This is a genomic window from Phyllobacterium endophyticum (assembly GCF_003010935.1).
Classification (GTDB): Bacteria; Pseudomonadota; Alphaproteobacteria; order Rhizobiales; family Rhizobiaceae; genus Phyllobacterium; species Phyllobacterium endophyticum.
Genome location: NZ_PGGN01000001.1, coordinates 1,515,484 through 1,534,564 on the forward strand (window position 1 = coordinate 1,515,484; position 19,081 = coordinate 1,534,564).

14 protein-coding genes are annotated in these 19,081 nt (G+C 56.8%); 9 read left to right on the forward strand and 5 right to left on the reverse strand.

Translation table 11 applies throughout. The features are described from left to right. Positions 1 to 49: 49 nt before the first annotated feature. Genes CU100_RS07100 through CU100_RS07110 form a run of 3 tightly spaced genes read right to left on the reverse strand, consistent with a single transcriptional unit; the run spans position 50 to position 4,620 of the window. On the reverse strand, positions 50 to 1,042 hold the full coding sequence (locus CU100_RS07100) for a magnesium transporter CorA family protein (protein ID WP_106715756.1): 993 nt from the start codon (positions 1,040 to 1,042) through the stop codon (positions 50 to 52). Position 1,043: 1 nt separating this feature from the next. Then, a complete protein-coding gene (scpA, locus tag CU100_RS07105; RefSeq protein ID WP_106715757.1) occupies positions 1,044 to 3,176 on the reverse strand; it encodes a methylmalonyl-CoA mutase in 2,133 nt (710 codons plus the stop codon). Position 3,177: 1 nt separating this feature from the next. After that, on the reverse strand, positions 3,178 to 4,620 hold the full coding sequence (locus CU100_RS07110; RefSeq protein WP_106715758.1) for a methylmalonyl-CoA mutase subunit beta: 1,443 nt from the start codon (positions 4,618 to 4,620) through the stop codon (positions 3,178 to 3,180). A 185-nt stretch (positions 4,621 to 4,805) separates the two neighbouring features. Between CU100_RS07110 and CU100_RS07115 the strand changes: the two genes are divergently transcribed. Next, entirely contained in the window at positions 4,806 to 5,570 is a 765-nt protein-coding gene (locus CU100_RS07115) for an SDR family oxidoreductase (protein ID WP_106716057.1), read from the forward strand. A gap of 176 nt (positions 5,571 to 5,746) precedes the next feature. Here CU100_RS07115 and CU100_RS07120 read toward each other — a convergent pair whose 3' ends face one another. Further along, entirely contained in the window at positions 5,747 to 6,112 is a 366-nt protein-coding gene (locus CU100_RS07120) for a DUF2267 domain-containing protein (RefSeq protein ID WP_106715759.1), read from the reverse strand. Between the two features lie 327 nt (positions 6,113 to 6,439). On the opposite strand from CU100_RS07120, the gene CU100_RS07125 reads away from it, so the two are divergent. After that, entirely contained in the window at positions 6,440 to 7,966 is a 1,527-nt protein-coding gene (locus CU100_RS07125; protein WP_106715760.1) for a helicase HerA-like C-terminal domain-containing protein, read from the forward strand. A gap of 515 nt (positions 7,967 to 8,481) precedes the next feature. Then, entirely contained in the window at positions 8,482 to 11,991 is a 3,510-nt protein-coding gene (locus tag CU100_RS07130) for an autotransporter domain-containing protein (protein ID WP_170113748.1), read from the forward strand. Between the two features lie 342 nt (positions 11,992 to 12,333). On the opposite strand, the gene CU100_RS07135 is transcribed toward CU100_RS07130, so the two are convergent. Further along, complete coding sequence (locus CU100_RS07135) at positions 12,334 to 13,470, reverse strand: ROK family transcriptional regulator (RefSeq protein WP_146141806.1); 1,137 nt, start codon at positions 13,468 to 13,470, stop codon at positions 12,334 to 12,336. A 147-nt stretch (positions 13,471 to 13,617) separates the two neighbouring features. On the opposite strand from CU100_RS07135, the gene CU100_RS07140 reads away from it, so the two are divergent. Genes CU100_RS07140 through CU100_RS07165 form a run of 6 tightly spaced genes read left to right on the forward strand, consistent with a single transcriptional unit; the run spans position 13,618 to position 18,977 of the window. Beyond that, on the forward strand, positions 13,618 to 14,685 hold the full coding sequence (locus tag CU100_RS07140) for an ABC transporter ATP-binding protein (protein WP_106715763.1): 1,068 nt from the start codon (positions 13,618 to 13,620) through the stop codon (positions 14,683 to 14,685). Next, positions 14,682 to 15,557, forward strand: coding sequence for an ABC transporter permease (locus CU100_RS07145; protein WP_245418935.1), 876 nt, complete (start codon positions 14,682 to 14,684; stop codon positions 15,555 to 15,557). The genes CU100_RS07140 and CU100_RS07145 overlap by 4 nt, the downstream gene beginning before the upstream one ends. Next, positions 15,557 to 16,375, forward strand: coding sequence for an ABC transporter permease (locus CU100_RS07150; RefSeq protein ID WP_106715765.1), 819 nt, complete (start codon positions 15,557 to 15,559; stop codon positions 16,373 to 16,375). Before CU100_RS07145 ends, CU100_RS07150 begins: the two co-directional genes overlap by 1 nt. Before the next feature lie 32 nt (positions 16,376 to 16,407). Then, a complete protein-coding gene (locus tag CU100_RS07155; protein ID WP_106715766.1) occupies positions 16,408 to 17,481 on the forward strand; it encodes an ABC transporter substrate-binding protein in 1,074 nt (357 codons plus the stop codon). Further along, complete coding sequence (locus CU100_RS07160; RefSeq protein WP_170113749.1) at positions 17,471 to 18,223, forward strand: DUF1868 domain-containing protein; 753 nt, start codon at positions 17,471 to 17,473, stop codon at positions 18,221 to 18,223. Before CU100_RS07155 ends, CU100_RS07160 begins: the two co-directional genes overlap by 11 nt. Beyond that, on the forward strand, positions 18,204 to 18,977 hold the full coding sequence (locus CU100_RS07165) for an inositol monophosphatase family protein (protein ID WP_106715768.1): 774 nt from the start codon (positions 18,204 to 18,206) through the stop codon (positions 18,975 to 18,977). The genes CU100_RS07160 and CU100_RS07165 overlap by 20 nt, the downstream gene beginning before the upstream one ends. Positions 18,978 to 19,081: the final 104 nt, after the last annotated feature.

Sequence of the window (19,081 nt, forward strand, 5' to 3'; positions counted from 1 at the left end):
GAGAGGTATAACGTAAGTGTATGGCACATACAAGCTGGAGATCGTGGTCTCACAACCAGCCCTTTTTGCGGAAGATCAGCAGGGGGATTACCGCCGAGGCGACCATTACGCCGATGGCCATAGGATAGCCCCAGACTTCATCGAGTTCCGGCATGAAATGAAAATTCATGCCGTAGATGGATGCCACCAGCGTCGGCGGCATGAAAGCGACAGCGGCGACGGAGAAAATCTTGATGATGGCGTTTTGCTCGATCGAAATCAGTCCGACGACCGTATCGAGCAGGAAGGTCACCTTGTTGGACAGGAAGTCGACATAGGTGCTCAATGATTGGGTGTCTCGCTCCAGCGATTTGATCGTAGCGCGCGTATCCCTCTTGTTGAGGTTCTCGTTCGGAATGGCCGCCAGGTAGACGAGGAGTCGGCTGACGCCCGCAATGCTCTCGCGAATCTTGGACAGAAACGCACCCTGGATACCGATACTGTTGAGACTGTCCCTGAAGTTCTTGGTTGTCATCGGCTTGTCGTTTTCCGATCGCCGAAAAATCGCATGGGAATTAACGTCGATTTCGCCGGCTACACCTTCAAGAATGTCTGCGATACGGTCGGTCACCGCCTCGATCAAGCCCAAGAGGACGCTGATGCCGCCGCATCCAGGAGTAATGAGACCGTTTCCCGGCTTGGTCGCACGACCGATGAACAGGGTGAACGCCTTGGGATCCGTGTAACGCACGGTCACGAGCATTTTCCCGGTCAATATGAAAGAGACCGGGGCGATGCCGTGATGTTTCAACTCGGTAGAGTGCAGGATCGAAGCTGTCAGATATTGCGCACCGTTCTCGGCGTAGAAGCGACTGGACTCTTCGATTTCAATCATGTCCTCGTGCGTTGGTATGGCCGCCTTGGTCCAAGCCTCGGCTTGGTCATCTTCTTCGCGCGTTGGATTTATGAGATCGATCCAGACCGCCTTCGCGGGCAGTGCAGCACCCGGGAGAGCGGCACTCGGCATGAGATAGTCGTCTTCCAGCGTATAGACATAAATCATTTCAAAGCGAATCCAGCAAGGTATCGATCAGTTTCTCGGCTGCTTCACCGATCACGGTTCCGGGCGGGAAAATGGCAGTGGCGCCGCCCTTCAGCACAGCTTCATGATCCTGTGGCGGTATGACACCTCCAACGACGATGAGTATATCGTCGCGTTCGTGCCGTCTCAGCGCCTGCTTAAGCTCCGGTACAAGGGTCAGATGCCCCGCCGCCAGCGATGATACGCCGATAATGTTGACATTGCTTTCAACGGCGAGCTCCGCAACTTCGTCCGGGGTCTGGAACATTGCGCCGACGATGACATCAAAGCCGAGGTCGCCAAAAGCAGTGGCAATTACCTTTTGACCGCGGTCATGACCATCCTGACCCATCTTGGCAACAAGAATGCGGGGCTTCCCGCCGTTGCGTCTTTCAAAAGTTGCCGCCTTGGCCTCCACGCGATCGATGATCTCGCTCTTGCCGGCCTCCTTGCGATAGACGCCGGAAATTGTATGCATTTCAGCGACATGCCGCCCGTAAACCTTTTCAAGGGCGAGAGAAATCTCGCCAACCGTCGCGCGGGCTCGCGCGGCTCTGATTGCAAAATCCAGAAGGTTTCCCGAACCGGTTTCAGCGGCGCCCGTCAGGGCGGCTAGAGCAGCATCCACAGCGGCAACATCGCGCGTCCCCTTCAACTGCTGTAGTTTGGAGAGCTGACGCGCACGCACTTCGGCATTGTCTACCTTGAGTACGTCCACTTCCGTTTCCTCGGATGGCCGGTAAGAGTTGACGCCGATGACGGGTTGCTGCCCGCTGTCTATGCGTGCCTGGGTTCGCGCGGCGGCGGCTTCAATCCGCATCTTTGGAATACCCTGTTCTATGGCCTTGGCCATGCCGCCCAGCGCTTCGATCTCCTCGATGTGGGCGAGGGCACGGGCAGCCAGGTCATGCGTAAGCCGCTCGACGTAAAACGAACCACCCCACGGATCTATGGTGCGGGTCGTACCGGACTCTTTTTGCAATACCAGTTGCGTACTGCGGGCAATGTGAGCCGAGTGATCTGTTGGGAGAGCCAGAGCCTCGTCGAAGGAATTGGTGTGCAGCGACTGAGTATGCCCCTGTGTCGAAGCCATGGCCTCGATCATGGTGCGAACGATATTATTGTGAGGATCCTGAGCTGTCAGCGACCAACCGGACGTTTGCGAATGGGTGCGCAAGGAGAGCGAACGTTCGTCCTTGGGATTGAAGTTCTTCTTCATCAGCACCGCCCAGAGCAGGCGCGCCGCGCGTAGCTTCGCCACTTCCATGAAGAAATTCATGCCGATGGCCCAGAAGAAGGAAAGACGCGGTGCGAAACTGTCAATGTCCTGACCCGCCGCGACGCCGGCCCGTGCATATTCGATGCCATCGGCGATCGTGTAGGCAAGTTCAAGATCAGCGGTCGCGCCCGCTTCCTGCATGTGGTAACCCGAGATCGAGATCGAGTTGAACTTCGGCATGTTTTCCGACGTATAGGAAAAGATGTCCGAAACGATGCGCATCGAGGGCTGCGGCGGATAGATATAGGTGTTGCGAACCATGAACTCCTTCAGAATGTCGTTCTGAATGGTTCCGGCGAGCTGATTCTGGCTCACTCCCTGTTCTTCGGCAGCAACGATGTAGAGCGCCAGGATTGGCAGCACCGCGCCGTTCATGGTCATTGAGACGGTCATTTCGCCAAGCGGAATACCGTCGAATAGCTGCTGCATATCGAGGATCGAATCGATGGCAACGCCAGCCATGCCGACGTCGCCTGCAACACGGGGATGATCACTGTCGTAACCGCGATGGGTGGCGAGATCGAAGGCAACGGAGAGGCCTTTCTGGCCCGCGCCAAGGTTGCGTCGGTAAAAGGCATTGGATTCCTCGGCGGTCGAGAATCCGGCATACTGCCGGATCGTCCACGGCTGCTGCACATACATGGTCGGGTAGGGCCCGCGGATGAATGGCGCGGCACCGGGATAAGTGTCCAGATGCGGCAAGCCTGCAAGCGCAGGTTCATCATACATGCGTTCGACGTCGATACCCTCTGGAGTTCGCCATGCCGTGCCTTCCGGCGTGGGGGCGACGGTTTTCGGCTCTTGCCAATCGATCGTGGTGAAATCCGGAATCTTCATTTTATTCAGGAGCCTGCAAAGTTTCGTCGAGACGCGGGAAGGTCAGCGGTTCGCAATGAACGACGCCGTCCGTCGGCAATGGCATGATGGGAGCATCGAGTACTTTGACCGGGCGCTCCTGCTTCGCGGGAAAAAGCGTGGTGCCTATGATCGTTCGTTTGCCCGCGAGAAACGCCTTCGACCGCTTCCTGCGTGCTTCCACGATACGGGCCTGAAACTTGCCATCGACGAGGCTTTGCAAGATGCCCCCGTCGCGCTCCAGCGTCTGGAATTCCCTCCAGGCGGCCTCACAAAGCTTTTCCGTCAGACTTTCGATCGCACCTGACCCACGTGCAGGATCCGCAACAAAAGCGAGGTTGCTTTCGTCAGCAAGGATTAGCTGGGTGTTGCGGGCAAGGCGCCGCGCGGGCGCATCCGGCAATCCATGGGCTATCGTGTGCGGCAGTATGGTTAGCGAATCTGCGCCGCCTGTGGCAGCGGCAAACCCGGCGATCGTCGTTCGCAGGATATTCGTTTCGGGATCGAGTTTCGTCATCATCCGATACGAAGTCTCGGCGTGAATGGTTGCCTGCGAAGGACGCATGCTGCCACAGGCTTCTTGTAACCGCGCCCACAGCCGCCGCAAAGCCCGGATCTTGGCCATCGAAAGGAGCTGATCCTGATCGACCGACAGAGCAAAGCCGATATGCGGAGCCGCATAGACGATGGGCTGGCGGGCCTCTTCGAACAAACGGAAATGCCCCGTGGTGATGGAAAGCATGGCGCCGAGTTCCTGCGCTTCCGTCGCCCCGGCATTGTGGTAGACACGGCCGTCCGCCTCCAGCACGATTCCGGGCAGGTCAGATGAAAAGAAGCCCGACAACGACTGCGGCAGAGAGGCTTTGAGCGCGGCAAGGCTCATACGCAAGCGGCCTGTCCCGGCGAGCGTGGCGGCGGGATCGATCCCCAGGGAAAAGCTAAGCGTGCTCGGGTTCACGTCACGCGGGCGCATGTAATCCACGAACCAATCGGCGCAGGCACGGCTTTTCGGATGCACGTCCATGCGCAGATGCACCATGTCGAGATGAACGCCGTAGAGCACCTTGTCGACCGCTTCGCGTGTGGAAGGAAGTCCATAGCCGAACGCATTGGGCGCGCCCTCGAAGACCAGGGCGATCCCAGTTGCTCCGTTCTCCAGTTCTTCCAACAATTGCCTATTGGCCCGTACCGGGTCCGGATCGTCGATGCGCTGAACGACATGCCATGGTTTCAGAGGATTTCTTCGCGGGGTCAGCTGGGCCGTGCGCCGCCGCTCATAAAGGGGTTCGACGGAGATATCGTCGTCTGTCTTCGAAATGAGCGATTCATTGAATTCCGCGCCTTTAAGGGCTTTTTGCGCAAGTTTAACCCAGGCCTGCCGGTCAATCGACGCAAATTCAATTTCCTTGAGCAGTGACGCGTCCATGCTTTCTCCCGGTTACGGTATTCTTTTCGCGACTTTAGGGGGAACCATGCTGCTTCGCAATAAAGCAAAGCGCCGCTGGCTCAACTTACTGGAGCGGGACATTCTTCGTTCGATCAGGTTTCGGGTGGCTGGGGAGACGGAGGCGTGAAAGGCTGATGCCTCTCCAACCTCGAAAGGTCGAAAGAATGAACACACTGATTGGAAAGACGGCCATCGTCACCGGCGCGAGTTCCGGAATCGGCTATGAGACTGCAAGGCTTTTTGCCGGCGAAGGCGCCAATGTTGTCCTGGCAGCACGACGCCAGCAGGAGCTCGACAAATTGGCGGCGCTCATCGAGTGGGATGGTGGGAAAGCTATCGCTCTGGCAGGCGACGTTCGTGACGAAGCCTATGCCAAGTCATTGGTTGAACTGGCGGAAAGCACTTTTGGCGGTCTGGACATCGCCTTCAATAATGCCGGCACAAATGGGGAAATGGGACCGACGCCGGACGTTTCGCTTGCTGGCTGGCAAGAGGCCCTGAACGTCAATCTGACGGGAGCTTTCCTCGGGGCTAAATACCAGATCCCCGCGCTGCAAAGACGCGGCGGCGGCTCGCTTATCTTCACGTCGACCTTTGTCGGCTACACGGTGGGAATGCCGGGTACCGCGGCCTATGCCGCGAGCAAGGCAGGGGTCATCGGCCTGATGAAGACACTTGCCGCAGAGCTCGGGCCGCAGGGGATCAGAGTTAATGCCATATTGCCCGGCGGAACCGCAACGAGCCTCGCCGAGGCTTGGGTCGACACGCCGGAGAAACTGGCATTTGTCGAGGGATTGCATGCACTTAAGCGACGGGCAATGCCTGAAGAAATCGCCAGGTCAGTGCTCTACCTTGCGTCCGACGCGTCGAGTTTTACCACTGGCTCGGCCTTGCTAGTGGATGGCGGTGTGTCGATCAACCGGACCTGAAAGAAATGGCTAGAGCCAATCCCTTGGCCATCAGGAAAACCTTCGCTCTGCTCATAATGTCTCTGGTGATCGAATTATCTAAAATATTCAGCTTGATACCAGGTTTTTCCAACTGCCTGCAAAACAAAAACGCGCGCCGAAAAGCGCGCGTCTTCGGGTCTGCCGATGGAACGGGTTCAAACGAACTGGCTCAGGCCGGGGATCGAGTTCACCACATCGTCGACCGGACCGCTGCCAGCCTTTTCACGAGCAAAAGCAATGGTTTCCTTGGAGATGCCAGTGATTTCGCCCATGCCGAGACCAATGCCCATCAGCTTGGAACCAAGGCCCATGACGCCTGGCATCAGGCCGGAAAGACCGCCACCACTATTGTTGGCTTCGGCAATGGCCGCTTCCGCACCGGGAACGCCGGCGATCAACTGGTCAACCTTGTCGGCCGGAGCCTCTTTTTGCAGGAACGCCAGGATGAGGCCGACAGCCTTGCGAGCCGTTTCCGGATCGGTGCCGACATTGGCGGAAATGCGCGCGATAAGTTCGTCCATAAGTCCAATCTCCCGTCTGATATAATTACGTTTACGTAATATGCGCGAATTTTCTTTCGCACAAGGTCCTGTTGTCAATCTGGATCACCGCTCAACCTCCTACAATCAAAATACAGCTGGAGGGCGAAATTTCAGTGCCAAAAAGACGCTTTCTCGCGCGAAGCACGCATGATCCTGCGCAAGAGCACCAGATTTCCAGTCGGTTCGCATTTCAGAAATGGCGCAACGTCTGCAATAATCCGACGTGATAAAATTCCGAGGCATTGTCGCGCGGAAATTGGCTGGTTATACCCTTGGTGAGTGACTTCGTGACGAGGATGGAACGACATGGCCGATGACAGTATTTTCCTTGGCGCAAGCCGCAAGCCCGACGACACCTACAACCAGGCCGAATCTCTGCTGCTGAAATTCGGCAACCGGCATGGTCTGGTGACGGGCGCAACCGGGACGGGCAAGACTGTTACTCTGCAAGTTCTGGCTGAGGGATTCTCAAAAGCCGGTGTTCCGGTTTTCTGTGCCGACATCAAGGGCGATCTGTCTGGCATCGGAGCCAAGGGCGAAGACAAGGACTTCCTCGTCAAGCGCGCTGCCGACATCAAGCTCGACCCTTATGAGCTTTCCGCTTCGCCGGTCATCTTCTGGGACATTTTCGGCGAGCAGGGGCACCCGATCCGCGCCACGGTTTCCGAGATGGGCCCGTTGCTTCTATCGCGCCTGATGAACCTGACCGAAGCCCAGGAAGGCGTTCTCAACATCGCGTTCAAGATCGCGGATGAGGAGGGGCTGCTCTTGCTTGACATGAAGGACCTGCAGGCTCTTCTCGTCAACATCGCGGAGCGCGCCGAAGAAATTTCGGCGCGCTACGGCAATGTCACCAAACCATCGGTCGGTGCGATCCAGCGTTCGCTGCTGGTACTGGAACAGCAGGGCGGCACCAAATTCTTTGGCGAACCCGCATTGAAGATCGCCGACATCATGCGCACCGACACCAATGGCCGCGGCCTTGTCAGCGTGCTTGCCGCCGACAAGCTGATGATGAACCCGCGGCTTTATTCGACCTTCCTGCTCTGGCTTCTATCCGAGCTGTTCGAGGAATTGCCGGAAATCGGCGATCCGGAAAAGCCGCGCCTCGTATTCTTCTTCGACGAGGCGCACCTGCTCTTCAACGAAGCCCCGAAAGCGCTGTTGACCCGCGTCGAACAGGTGGTGCGCCTGATCCGTTCCAAGGGCGTCGGCGTATTCTTTATTTCGCAGAATCCACTTGACGTGCCGGAGACGGTGCTGGCGCAGCTCGGCAACCGCCTGCAGCATGCGCTCCGGGCCTATACGCCCCGGGAGCAGAACGCGGTGAAGACCGCCGCCGACACATTCCGCGCCAATCCCGCATTCAACACGTTCGAAGCCATCACGAATCTTGCAACGGGCGAGGCGCTGGTATCGACGCTCGCCGACAAGGGCGTGCCGTCCATGGTGCAGAGGACATTGATCCGCCCGCCGGCGGGGCGCATCGGACCCCTGACCAGCGACGAACGCCAGACCCTGATCAATGCCAGTCCCGTGGCCGGAATATACGACGAGATGGTCGACCGCGAATCCGCCTATGAGCTTTTGCAGAAGAAGGCGGAACAGGCAAAGGCCGAGCCCGAGGTGCAGGAAGCCAGCGCCGACAGCACCGGCGGGTGGAAGCTGCCGGATTTTCTCGGAGGCGAGAGCAAGCCCGGCCCGCGCGGCGGTCAGCCGCGCGCCCGCCAGACGGTCGCCGAAGCCGCAATGAAATCGGTCGTGCGATCAGTCGGGAGTTCGCTCGGGCGGGCTCTGGTGCGCGGGATATTGGGCAGCCTCAGCCGGCGATAGCCAATATCTGACGAAAACCCTGCCGTAATTTGCAGCTGCCCTGTGCGTGGTTCGCTCTTCGACAGGCTCAGGATGAAGCTCACCATGAGGAAAGGTTGGTGGGCTGCATGTTATCCGTCAACGTTGCAGAGCCTGGCTTGCTGCAATCAACGCAGTTCTGTCATGGTTAGCTTGTCGAACCACGCAGGGCACCGATGCTGGCGAGTACGCCGTACTGCCAAGTGCGACCAGGGCAACTTTAGCGATTAAGGTATCTATCTAACAACTTGAAAGTGTGTGTTTTCTTGCAACATGCATATTAAATAATCGTGCCTCGAATTCAGGCAGTTGACACAACGGTATACAACCGCAAGGCTGTACCAGCCATTTTTGTAATTCATATTGCCCGATATTTTCAAAGGACGCTTTTCATGTATGCATTTTCAGGGGCGGATTCCGCCCGTTCTCCGTTCTCACCATCATTCCAACGCACCCGGTGCAAGCTGCTTTCGTTTGTGTCAGCAGCTGCGATCGCCATGGCCATGACTGCAGTTCCCGCGGTGGCGCAGGAGCTGGGGAAATATTTCAACGCGGATGGCAGCCGAACGGATAATCTCGATACGGCTATGCAGAGTTGGCGCGACGATCCGGAATTCAAGGGAACATGGGGTTTTGCAGCCATCAATGCTGAAGCGGCATTTGCTCGAGGTATCACCGGCAAGGGCGTTACCATCGGTCTCCTTGATAGCGGCACGAAAGTGAGCCACCCTGAATTCAAGGACAAGAACATCAAGGTCTTGAGCTTTACCGGCGCCTATGCCGACGGAACACCGTTCGATATTCGCGGCGACGATCCAAAGGATGGGCATGGCACAAAAATGGCAGGGCTTCTTGGCGCTGCCCGTAATGGAATTCCTATGATGGGCCTGGCCTATGGCGCGGATCTGGTAATCGGCAGCACCGGGCTCAACGACAGCCATGATCTCGAATTTGCGACGAGGCCATACGAGTATTTCAAGCTTGTGCAGGAGGCGCTGGTCGAATCCGGTGTGCGCATCATCAGTAATAGCTGGGGCCAATCACCGGGAGTTACAGGCAGCTTGAACTATCTCAACGGGTTTTATGCCCGTGCGCCCAAGCCTTCCTATCTGGATGCGATGGCCGATGCTGCAAATGCCGGCGTGATCCAGGTTGTCGCTGGCTATAATGAGCGAACGGCCAATCCTGCAATTACGCCGATATTGCCGCATTACAGGCCAGAACTTGAGAAGAACTGGGTCGCCGTTGCCAATCTGAATGCTCCTGAAGAGTTGGGCTATAGCAATAAATGCGGAGCAGCAAAATACTGGTGTATTTCCGCTCCCGGTGATGGCTCCACAAGCACAAGTCTTGATGATGGTTATGCTAGTGCCGGCGGGACATCGTCCGCGACGCCCCATGCTTCCGCGACGCTGGCTTTGCTGATGCAGCGCTTTCCTGGCCTCGGCAACAACGAAATTCGTCAGATCATGCTGACCACGGCAACGGATATAGGCGAGGCGGGTGCCGACGCCAAGTTTGGTTGGGGTCGCATCGATATTGCCAAAGCCATGAACGGTCCAGCCCAGTTCCTGTCGCGGTTCAACGCCAATCTGGGTGCGGGGGTTTCTGACACCTGGTCTAACGACATCAGCCAGGTGGCGCTCGACCAGCGGCAAAAGGAGGAGAAGGCTGAGATCACCGCCTGGGCCAAACGCAAAGGCGAAAAGCGTTGGGAGACCGGAGCTCCAGATCCGCAAAAATCCGAGACCTTCATCCGCCTGACCGAGCGCTACATGAACGTATCTCCCGCCGCCAAGAAACTGCTGGAAGACGCGATTGCGGCCAACCTTCCGGTGGGTTTCTCAGGCCAAAAGCTGCGGGCCGCTCTGGCTTCTGCCGAAGCCGATCCGGTGGCATCGGCTCTGCTTGCGCTCTACGAGAAGCAGCACCCTGACTGGACTGGCCCCTTTAGTACAGCAACGGATTACACCAATTTCCTTTCCGCCTATAAGGACGAGCGTTCGTTGGCGATGGCGATAGCTAGTGCAGATCCAAGTATGGCGGAATTGATCGAGAATGCGTCCGAATATTTGTCCAGCGAATCCCGCACCGGCTATCTCTCGACCAAAACCTACGAAGCCGGGCTCACCAAATCCGGTTTGGGTTCGCTGACGCTTGCTGGCAAGAACACCTATCGCGGCGATACGATCATCGATGGCGGGGAGCTTGCCATTGCCGAGCAAGCTTCGATCATCTCGAACGCCTTCGTCAATGATACGGGCCGGTTTTCCGTCGATGGGACGGCGGCGAATGTGAGCGTCAACAAAGGCGGGCAGCTGCGGGTCAGCGGGACCGGCACGACGGGCGATCTTGTGCTGAATGGTGGCCTCGCCAGCCTCGATGGTTCGAGCGGCAGGGTCGCTGTCAATTCCGGCGGCAGGCTTGCCGGCACTGGTAAACTTGCGGAGCTTTCCGCCAATGCTGGCGGTGCGGTTGCGCCAGGCCATTCGATCGGCATATTGCGTGTGGATGGAGATGCAACCTTCAAACCTGGCAGTGTCTACGAGGTTGAGGTGGCCGGCGGAGGAAGTGACCGCATCGATGCAGAAGGCAAGGCCTATCTGCTCGGCGGCATTGTCAGCATCAGACCTGAAGCCGGAGGGAAAGCCCTGTCGCCTTCTGATCTGGTTGCGTTGCGCGACCGTCCCTATACGATTCTGACCGCCGGTGACGGAGTAACCGGCATGTTCGATGCGGTCGAACCACGCTATGTGTTCATCGGCGCAAGCCTTGGCTACGACGCGATCAGCGTCAAGGCCACGCTTGGCCGCAACGATGTCGCCTTTGCCTCGCTTGGTTCGACCTACAACGAACGGGCGCTGCTCGGCGGGATCGACAACAGCGGATTTGGCAATCCGCTGCATGACATGATTGTCGTTGCCGAAAATAAGGAAATGCCCGCTGCTGTCGCTTTGGCGATCAATGAAGGGCTCATTGCCCCGACACTGGCCGGCGTGCTTGCCAGGGATGCAAGCGCGATCGGCAATGCGGCGCAGAACCGCATGCGCGCGGCCTTCAATGGGGTGACCGTCAAGGAGCAGGCAACCACTGCGCCGCTGGCATTTGCTCCGGCGCAAGGCACGAAGACTGGCGACGCCTTCGACGCGGTAACGCCGCCGCCAGCCACGACTGCCCTGTGGGGCGAGGCCTATGGCGCTTTCGCGCATGCGGCAGGCGACGGTAATGCGGCGGGCTACAGCCGCGACACCGGCGGCTTCGTCACCGGGCTCGACGGCGTGGTGGCCGAGACGTGGCGCATGGGTGTGCTGGCCGGCTATGGCAACACCTCGCTCGACAGCGGCACTTCGAAAGCCTCGGTGGATAGCTATTCTGTCGGGCTTTATGGCGGCACCGCGTGGGACAATCTGCGCTTGAGCCTCGGCACGGCGCTCAGCCAGAACGAGATCGACGCGGACCGCACGGCGGTCTTTGGCGATCTCGTCAATCGCCACAGCGCTTCCTATGATGCGAAGAGCGTGCAGGTTTTCGGCGAGCTCGGCTATGCGGTGAGATCCGCCTATGCCGATTTCGAGCCCTTCGCCGCGGCAAGCTATGTGCATCTGAAGACCGGCGGCTTCCAGGAGAACGGCGGGATCAGCAACCTGAGCGGGCTGGGCGGAACGACCGATCTCACCACCACGACGCTTGGGCTTCGCGCATCGCGCGAGTTTGCGCTGAGCGACCGGGTCAGCCTGACGGCGCGGGGGCTCCTCGGCTGGAGCCATGCCTTTGGTGACGTGACGCCGGCCGCAAAGCTTGCCTTCGCCGGCGGCCAGCCCTTCGACGTCAAAGGCTTGGCCGTCGCGCGGGATACCGGCATTGTCGAGGCGGGGTTCGACTTCACGCTGAGCCCATCGAAAGGGATTTCTGGCAACGTGACGACGCTCGGCCTGACCTATAGCGGGCAGTTCTCCGAGAGTGCCAGCAACAATGCGCTCAAGGCTGATCTGACGGTAAGGTTCTGAGGGGTGTTGGGTGGCTAAAGCCAGGAATAAAGTCCGATTTATATCCACGCCGATGCAGAGCTTCGAAGCAGCTGAGCATCGGCGCGACATTGATGATGTTGCAGCGGCTTTGCGCCAATAGTTCGAAGCAAGCCTGTAATATCCGCACAACGCTATTCATCACCTCTTTCGAAAGGATAAGCGAATCCCGTTTTCTGACGAGTTAGCCAGCGACTGAGAAAAGTGCCCGGTTTAGGCATTTCCCCTCAGTGCAAGCGCGGTCGGTCGTCGAGGCATTGCGTGCTTTGAATCGATCCGCCGATGCTAACGGCTGCGCCGCGCTCTGCTTGCGAAGAGGACGGTTTAGCATGCACTAATCATACGTTGTCCCAGAAGCCGGGCCGAAATGGGGAGCAGGGCAGATGCTTGTGCCAATCCCGAAGATCCAAGCAATGTGGCTACACGAAGATCAGGTTTGGTCAGGGGCTTACGTCCCTCGGTGTCAAGAATTCCGAGGTCGATCTGCGCAAGCATCAATTCCAATATTTCCCGGGGAAAGAACCCACCCAGAATGATCGTATCGGGATTGATCAGTTGAACGACACTGGCAAGAGGTGAGGAAAGCAGTCTTCCCCGTTCGCAGATCCAATCACCCAGCTTGCGGTCATTTTGTTTTAACAGTCCCGTCAGATACGGTTCATTGAGGACCTCCAGGGACACGTCAAGGTAATGAGCCAAATCGACAAGATTCGGCCGCGGACCGGTCTCAGGAAGAAGCGCGCCTATATTTGCTGCCTGATTGAAGCCTCCACGGAGTAATCTGCTCTCGTACACCGCTCCTCCGCCGATGCCGAAATCGAGCGTGATGTAGAATAGACATTTGCTGGAAGTACCCGACCGTTGCGCTTCAAAACTTGCAATACAGTATGCGCCATTATCCCAATAGACCGGCAGGTCGAAGTGGTCAGTCATGGCATTGGCAAGACGCTGAAATGGCAGCTTCGCCTGTGTCGGCGTCACCTCGAACAAGGCGCCGTCCTCGTTTACAATCGCCGGAATCGCCATGCCGATCCCAAGAACCGGGACTTGCGATGTTTCCAGGAGATCCCGGACATTGTGCAATATCGTTTCGACGATAGCGTCTATCTCACCCTCGATGGAGGGCAATCTGACCTCGACCACATTTCCGTCGAGGTCGGTGCGCACAAGCGAGTATTGCGTGCCACTTAGATGAATACCAATGGTATGATACGCATCCTTCATCAACCACATCCGAACCGCAGGCTGGCCTCGTTCCCCGCTTTGAGGGACGGAACGCTCCTCTCTTACCAGGCCGATCGCCCGGAAATTGCCGGCAGCCTTCGTCAGCAATGACTTCGAAACCCCGAGGTGGCGGGCAATTTGCGTGCGGCTCTGGCCGGGATATCTACGAATGTGGCGGAGCACAGCAAATTCGACGTCCGTTAGTCGAATGCCCTCCGGGCGCAAATGCTTGGTCAACGTCACTCCTCGATATTGCGAGCCAACAAAGAAACTACTTGTTATATTCACGTCATGAATTTAATGTATCACCACCACATAAAACATTGAACCGTTCTTTTTTAGAACCCGATACTCAAAATCATTTTTCGGCGTCAGCGAGGTGATATGGCATCTCTTTCCATTAAAAGTGTTTCGAAGACTTTCGCTAATGGCATGTGCGTACTTGATGGAATCAATGTTGATATTTCCTCAGGGGAATTCGTTACCCTGCTTGGCCCTTCCGGATGCGGCAAAACGACTTTGCTCAAAGCCATTGCGGGTTTTCACCCGATCACATCGGGTCAATTCCTGATTGATGGCAAGGACATTACGCAGCTCTCACCGGAGCAGCGCAACACGGCCATGTGTTTCCAATCCTATGCCCTTTTCCCCCACCTGACCGTGAGCGAAAATATACTGTTCGGTCCAAGACAGAAGCAAGTCAGCAAAGCTGATTGTGCTGCACGGCTGGCGACGACACTTCGGCAGGTTGACCTTGAATCGCAGGCGGCGAAGTTGCCCTCGGCGCTCTCGGGCGGACAGCAGCAACGCGTCGCGCTCGGCCGCGCCGTCGCGATGCGACCTGGCGTGATCCTGTTTGATGAACCGCTGTCGAACCTTGATGCGAAATTGCGCGAGCAAGTGCGTTTCGAGATACGGGCGCTGCAGTCGGAGCAAGGCTTCACTGCCATCTATGTTACCCATGATCAGGCGGAAGCATTGGCCATGTCCGACCGTATAGTTGTGCTCAACACTGGCAGAGTCGAACAAATCGGAACGCCATTGGACCTTTATCACCGGCCGGTCAACCGTTTCGTCGCCGATTTTATTGGCGCTGCCAATATACTGAAAGCGGACGTTGTGGGCCGCGACGGCGACGGCAAGTGGCTGATCGATACTGGCCTGGGTCGCTTGGCAGTCAGTTCCGCCACTGAACCTGCCGCCTCAAGTATCTATGTCTGCTGGCGACCGGAGGATGCCCGGTTTGTGGCCAACAGTTCGTCCACGCCGAACAACACATTTTCGGTGCGCGTGCTTGCACAAGCCTTCCAGGGGAATGTGACGGACGTTTTCGTGGAAGGAGCGATGGGCGGGCCGCGATATCGGGTTCAGACCCGTGGCCCCCTGACAATCGGTTCTATCCAGGATTTTCACGTCGATCCCACCCATATCGCGTTTCTTGAGGCGGCATGATGGAAGCTCGGAATCCCGCATCGCGACGGAGGATGTTGCTCATCATGCTGCTCCTGCCGGGGATAGGCCCGATCGTCCTTCTCGTGGGAAGCGTCCTTGCTATGGCCGTTGCCCAATCCGTTGGCTATTTCAACTTCTCAGGTGCGAGCGGCTTTTCGCTCGAGTTCTGGGCAAAACAGACTGCGAGCCCGATTCTGGGTAGTTCCGTTGTCTATTCCTTGAGAATTGCCTTTGCATCGGCGTTGCTTTCAACGGCGCTCGCCTATCCGGTAGCATTGTGGCTGCGTACACCTTTTCCGGGTTCGGCGAGCGTAAGCGCGTTGTTCCGCGCGCCCTTGCTGGTTCCCGGCCTTGTAGCCGCCTTTCTCTTCGTCAACGTCATCTCATTTCATGGTTTTCTCAACGAAGCCCTCATTGGCCTTGGCCTGATCGACAAGCCACTACGCATGCAAAACGACCGGTACGGACTCGGCGTCATTTTCTTACAAGTGTGGAAGAATATGCCGTTTGCGCTTCTGCTCCTGTCGTCATCTGTTCGTGCCATCCACGGCGATCTTCTGGATGCCGCCCGTGACCTTGGTGCGGGTACTTTTTCAAGGTTCTTCAAGGTAATTTTGCCTTTGACGCTGCCGGCATTGCAGGCTGCCTTGTGTCTTGTCTTTATTGGTGCGGCAGGAGATTATTCGTTTCAGGTCATTGCTGGCCCGACAGGTGTCAGTTCGCTCGCTCAGCACATGTATACCGTCCAGCATGAATTCGGCTCATGGAACGAGGCCGCGGTCGTGGCAGTCATACTCATGATCGTGGCGCTTACCGGTTCATTTCTGCTAGTCGCCATCAGCAAACTGGCCATTGCGCGCAGGTGGCTGTGATGCAGAAGCTGAACAGATGGTTTGCACTTTTCCTCGTACCGATTTTGATTGTCTGGCTGTGTATACCATTCGGCATGGCCATTCTCTGGTCGCTGGTCGATCCTGATTATCCATGGAGCTACCCGGACCTGTTTCCGCCGAAGCTTTCCTTCCAACGATGGGTGGATATGTGGCAAACAACCAATCTTGCCGGAGCGCTCGTTAACAGTTATCTGCTCGCGCCAACCGTCGCGGTGATAACCCTGGTGCTCGCCATGCCAACAGCCTATGCGCTTGGCCGGCTGGAGTTCAGGCTCAAGCCGTTAGTCCAGCTTGTTTCACTGCTTCCGCTGGTTCTGCCAGGCTTCGTGATCGCGCTTTTCTTCACTGCCATGTTGTTCAGACTTGGGCTCTATTCCAAATTCACCGGCATTGCCATTGGCCACAGCGTTCTCTTTTTGCCCTATGCAATCCGCATCCTCACGACCTCTTTTTCCCAAGTGCGGCAAGATCTTGTCGATGCTGCCCGCGACCTTGGCGCAAGTTCATTGAAGTGCTTCTCAACGGCCTATCTCCCGGTCCTCAAACCCGGCATTCTTGCCGCCTTGATTATCGTCTTCATCCAGAGCATTGAAGAATTCGCACTGTCGTTCGTTCTTGGGTCACCGGATTTCACGACTGTCCCAACGATCCTCTATTCTTATCTCGGTTATAATTTTATCCGGCCAAACGCAGCGGTCGTCTCGCTTGTCCTCGTCATTCCCAACGTCGTCCTCATGCTTTTGCTTGAACGTATGCTCAAGAGCGAAGGCGCTATCATTTCCGGTGGCAAGGGGTAAATCCGGAACGCAATCAATAGAAAGGTCATATTATGTTCAAGCACCTTATTTCAATTGCCGCCGTCGCTATGGTTAGCCTCTCGGGAACTCTCCCGGCCGATGCGAGCGAGCTTGCCTCCAGGCCTTGGGAAGACATTGTGGCGGAAGCCAAAGCGGAAGGTCAGGTAGTCTGGTATCAATGGTACACGCAGCCGAAATTTCGCGAGCTGGTGCGCGAATTCGAGAAGGCCTACTCCATCAAGGTCACCATTCCCGATGGGACACCAGATGGCAATCTGAGTAAATTCTTGGCCGAGCGTGACAGGCCGCAGGGCGATATAGACGTGATTTCCATCGGGGGCGACCAATTGCCAAAAATCGATGTCACGGCAATGTTTGCCGGCCCGCTGACCGGGCTGCCCAATTACAGCGAGTTGCGCACGAAGATCAATGGAGGGGACGGCAAGGGCTATGCCGTGGCGTTCTGGGGCAATCAGACCGGTTTAGCCTATGACCCTTCCCGCATCAGCGCTGCCGCTTTGCCGCAAAGTTTCGCGGAATTTACCGAGTGGATCAAACAGAACCCGCTTGATTTTGCCTTCAATGATCCCCGCGGTGGTGGTGCTGGTAACGCCCTTATTCAGGCAGTGGTTCGCGTCACTGTAGCAAATGGGGATCTTGAACGTGGCAACTATCACGCGGCTTGGGACTGGTTCACCTCGAACAAGGAAAGTTACGGTTTCACGGCATCGAATGCCGACAGCCTGACGCGGCTGAACGGTGGAGAATTCCAGATAGTCGCCGCTTGGGCCGATCACCTCGCTGCGCTGCAGCAGAAGGGCGAAATCGATAAGCGGATGCAATTCTATATACCCAGGTTTGGCATGCCGGGCGGCGGCAATGTCGTCGGTATTGCGGCCAATGCAAAACACAAGGCTGCGGCCCTGTTATTCATCGATTGGCTTACTTCGGCGGCTACACAGAAGCGGCTTCACAACGAGATGGGCGCTCTTTCCGTAAGTGGCGCTCCCACAGCACAGCAAACACATTCAACCGATTGGCTTCCAGTAAAACAAACTGAAGCGATCAAGTCGGAATTCATCAAAGAGGTCGTTCTTGCCCATTAATACCGAAAAAATCCTGTCAAACAGGACGGAAAGCTCTATTGCGCCTTCAGGCGTCGGAACAAAATTCAATCCCGATGGGAGCGTGCGGCCATTTCCCGGCAATACGATCATTTGCCACCTGCCAGCGGACAGCGCGCTGCGCGTACCGCTTGAGGCACTGTATGATGCATTGGCACAATCGGAATTCGCCGCCTTTCTTGCTCTACTGCCGCCCGCAAGCTGGCACATGACCATATTCGAAGGCGTTTGCGACCAGGTGCGGCAGCCCGGATTGTGGCCATACGACTTACCGCTGGATGCAACGCTTGCCGAATGCAACGATTTGTTCGACAGGAAATTGGTTCACTTCGACCTTGGTTGCGAATTGCCGCTGCAGATGCAATTGAGCGGGATAAGGCCGCTTCTCAATGGCATCACGCTTCGTCTCGTTCCCGCGCGGGCCCCTATCGAGGCAGAAATGCGTGAATTGCGCGATCGGCTGTCCAGACTCCTCAACATCCGCCACCCACGTCATGAGACCTATGAGTTCCATCTCAGCATCGCCTATGCGATCCGGTTCCTTTCGGAAACGCAACAGGAAGAATTGATGCGGCTGATCGAAAACGTCTTGCCCTCCGCAAGCGCAGAAATAGTTCTCGGCGCTCCGGAATTCTGTATTTTCAACGACATGTTTGCCTTCCACCGGCGTTTCTATCTGCGAAAGGCAAAGGGGCATAATCATCATGTTTGCATTTCTGGGTGACGTCGCAAGCAAGGCTGGAGAATTGGCCAAGCACTTCCAGCAAACGCCAGACAGACTGGTCGTTGAGGCCAAGGCGCCGCTTGATATCGTGACCGCGGCCGACCGCGCCGTCGAAGCGTTGATCGTGTCGACCATTCACCAGGCATTTCCGAGCGACGCATTTCTGGGTGAGGAAGGCGCGCAACGAAGCGGCAGCTCGGGACGGCTCTGGGTCATTGATCCGATTGATGGCACCGCCAACTATATGCATGATCTACCGTGGTGGGCCATATCGATCGGTCTGTTGCAGGACGGCAAGCCTGCAGCTGGCATTGTGCATGCGCCAGCTATGGGCATCACCCTCTCGGCTGTTGTGGGGCAGGGCGTAAGGCTCAACGGTCAAGTGTTCACTTTGCCACCGTGCAAGACAAGCCCGGTCGCGCCAATTGTTTTTACCGGGTGCGCGCCGGGATTGCGCGCAGGCGGCCTCGACACCGAGGCAAGCCAGTTCATTCGCGATCATCTGTCAGGTGTCGAGCGCAATCTTGGCAGTGCGACCGCAAGCCTCCTGCAGGTCCTGTCCGGTCATGCGCACCTTTATCTTGGTTTCGGTGAAAACCTTTGGGATGTTTGCACCGGCGCGATCATAGCCGATGAGCTGGGCTTGATGCATTCATTGGATTGGGAGACGGCGGCGGATGGTGCACCCTTCAATTTCACCTGCGGAATGCATCCCTGGATTGAGCAGGCGAAACAAAAGCTTGTCTTAGTATAGTATAACGGGAAGTATATTCTCAATTGATACGTTAGTAGTATTTTAATGACGCGCGTTGTGCATTAAACGTTAGTGGATGTCAGTAAGGGATATGAGTTAACAAA

What these genes read in the sequence shown, in the direction of transcription:
- CU100_RS07100 (WP_106715756.1), bottom strand. Translation starts at nt 1,042, where the DNA reads ATGATTTATGTCTATACGCTGGAAGACGACTATCTCATGCCGAGTGCC.
- scpA (WP_106715757.1), bottom strand. Translation starts at nt 3,176, where the DNA reads ATGAAGATTCCGGATTTCACCACGATCGATTGGCAAGAGCCGAAAACC.
- CU100_RS07110 (WP_106715758.1), bottom strand. Translation starts at nt 4,620, where the DNA reads ATGGACGCGTCACTGCTCAAGGAAATTGAATTTGCGTCGATTGACCGG.
- CU100_RS07115 (WP_106716057.1), top strand. Translation starts at nt 4,806, where the DNA reads ATGAACACACTGATTGGAAAGACGGCCATCGTCACCGGCGCGAGTTCC.
- CU100_RS07120 (WP_106715759.1), bottom strand. Translation starts at nt 6,112, where the DNA reads ATGGACGAACTTATCGCGCGCATTTCCGCCAATGTCGGCACCGATCCG.
- CU100_RS07125 (WP_106715760.1), top strand. Translation starts at nt 6,440, where the DNA reads ATGGCCGATGACAGTATTTTCCTTGGCGCAAGCCGCAAGCCCGACGAC.
- CU100_RS07130 (WP_170113748.1), top strand. Translation starts at nt 8,482, where the DNA reads ATGGCCATGACTGCAGTTCCCGCGGTGGCGCAGGAGCTGGGGAAATAT.
- CU100_RS07140 (WP_106715763.1), top strand. Translation starts at nt 13,618, where the DNA reads ATGGCATCTCTTTCCATTAAAAGTGTTTCGAAGACTTTCGCTAATGGC.
- CU100_RS07145 (WP_245418935.1), top strand. Translation starts at nt 14,682, where the DNA reads ATGATGGAAGCTCGGAATCCCGCATCGCGACGGAGGATGTTGCTCATC.
- CU100_RS07150 (WP_106715765.1), top strand. Translation starts at nt 15,557, where the DNA reads ATGCAGAAGCTGAACAGATGGTTTGCACTTTTCCTCGTACCGATTTTG.
- CU100_RS07155 (WP_106715766.1), top strand. Translation starts at nt 16,408, where the DNA reads ATGTTCAAGCACCTTATTTCAATTGCCGCCGTCGCTATGGTTAGCCTC.
- CU100_RS07165 (WP_106715768.1), top strand. Translation starts at nt 18,204, where the DNA reads ATGTTTGCATTTCTGGGTGACGTCGCAAGCAAGGCTGGAGAATTGGCC.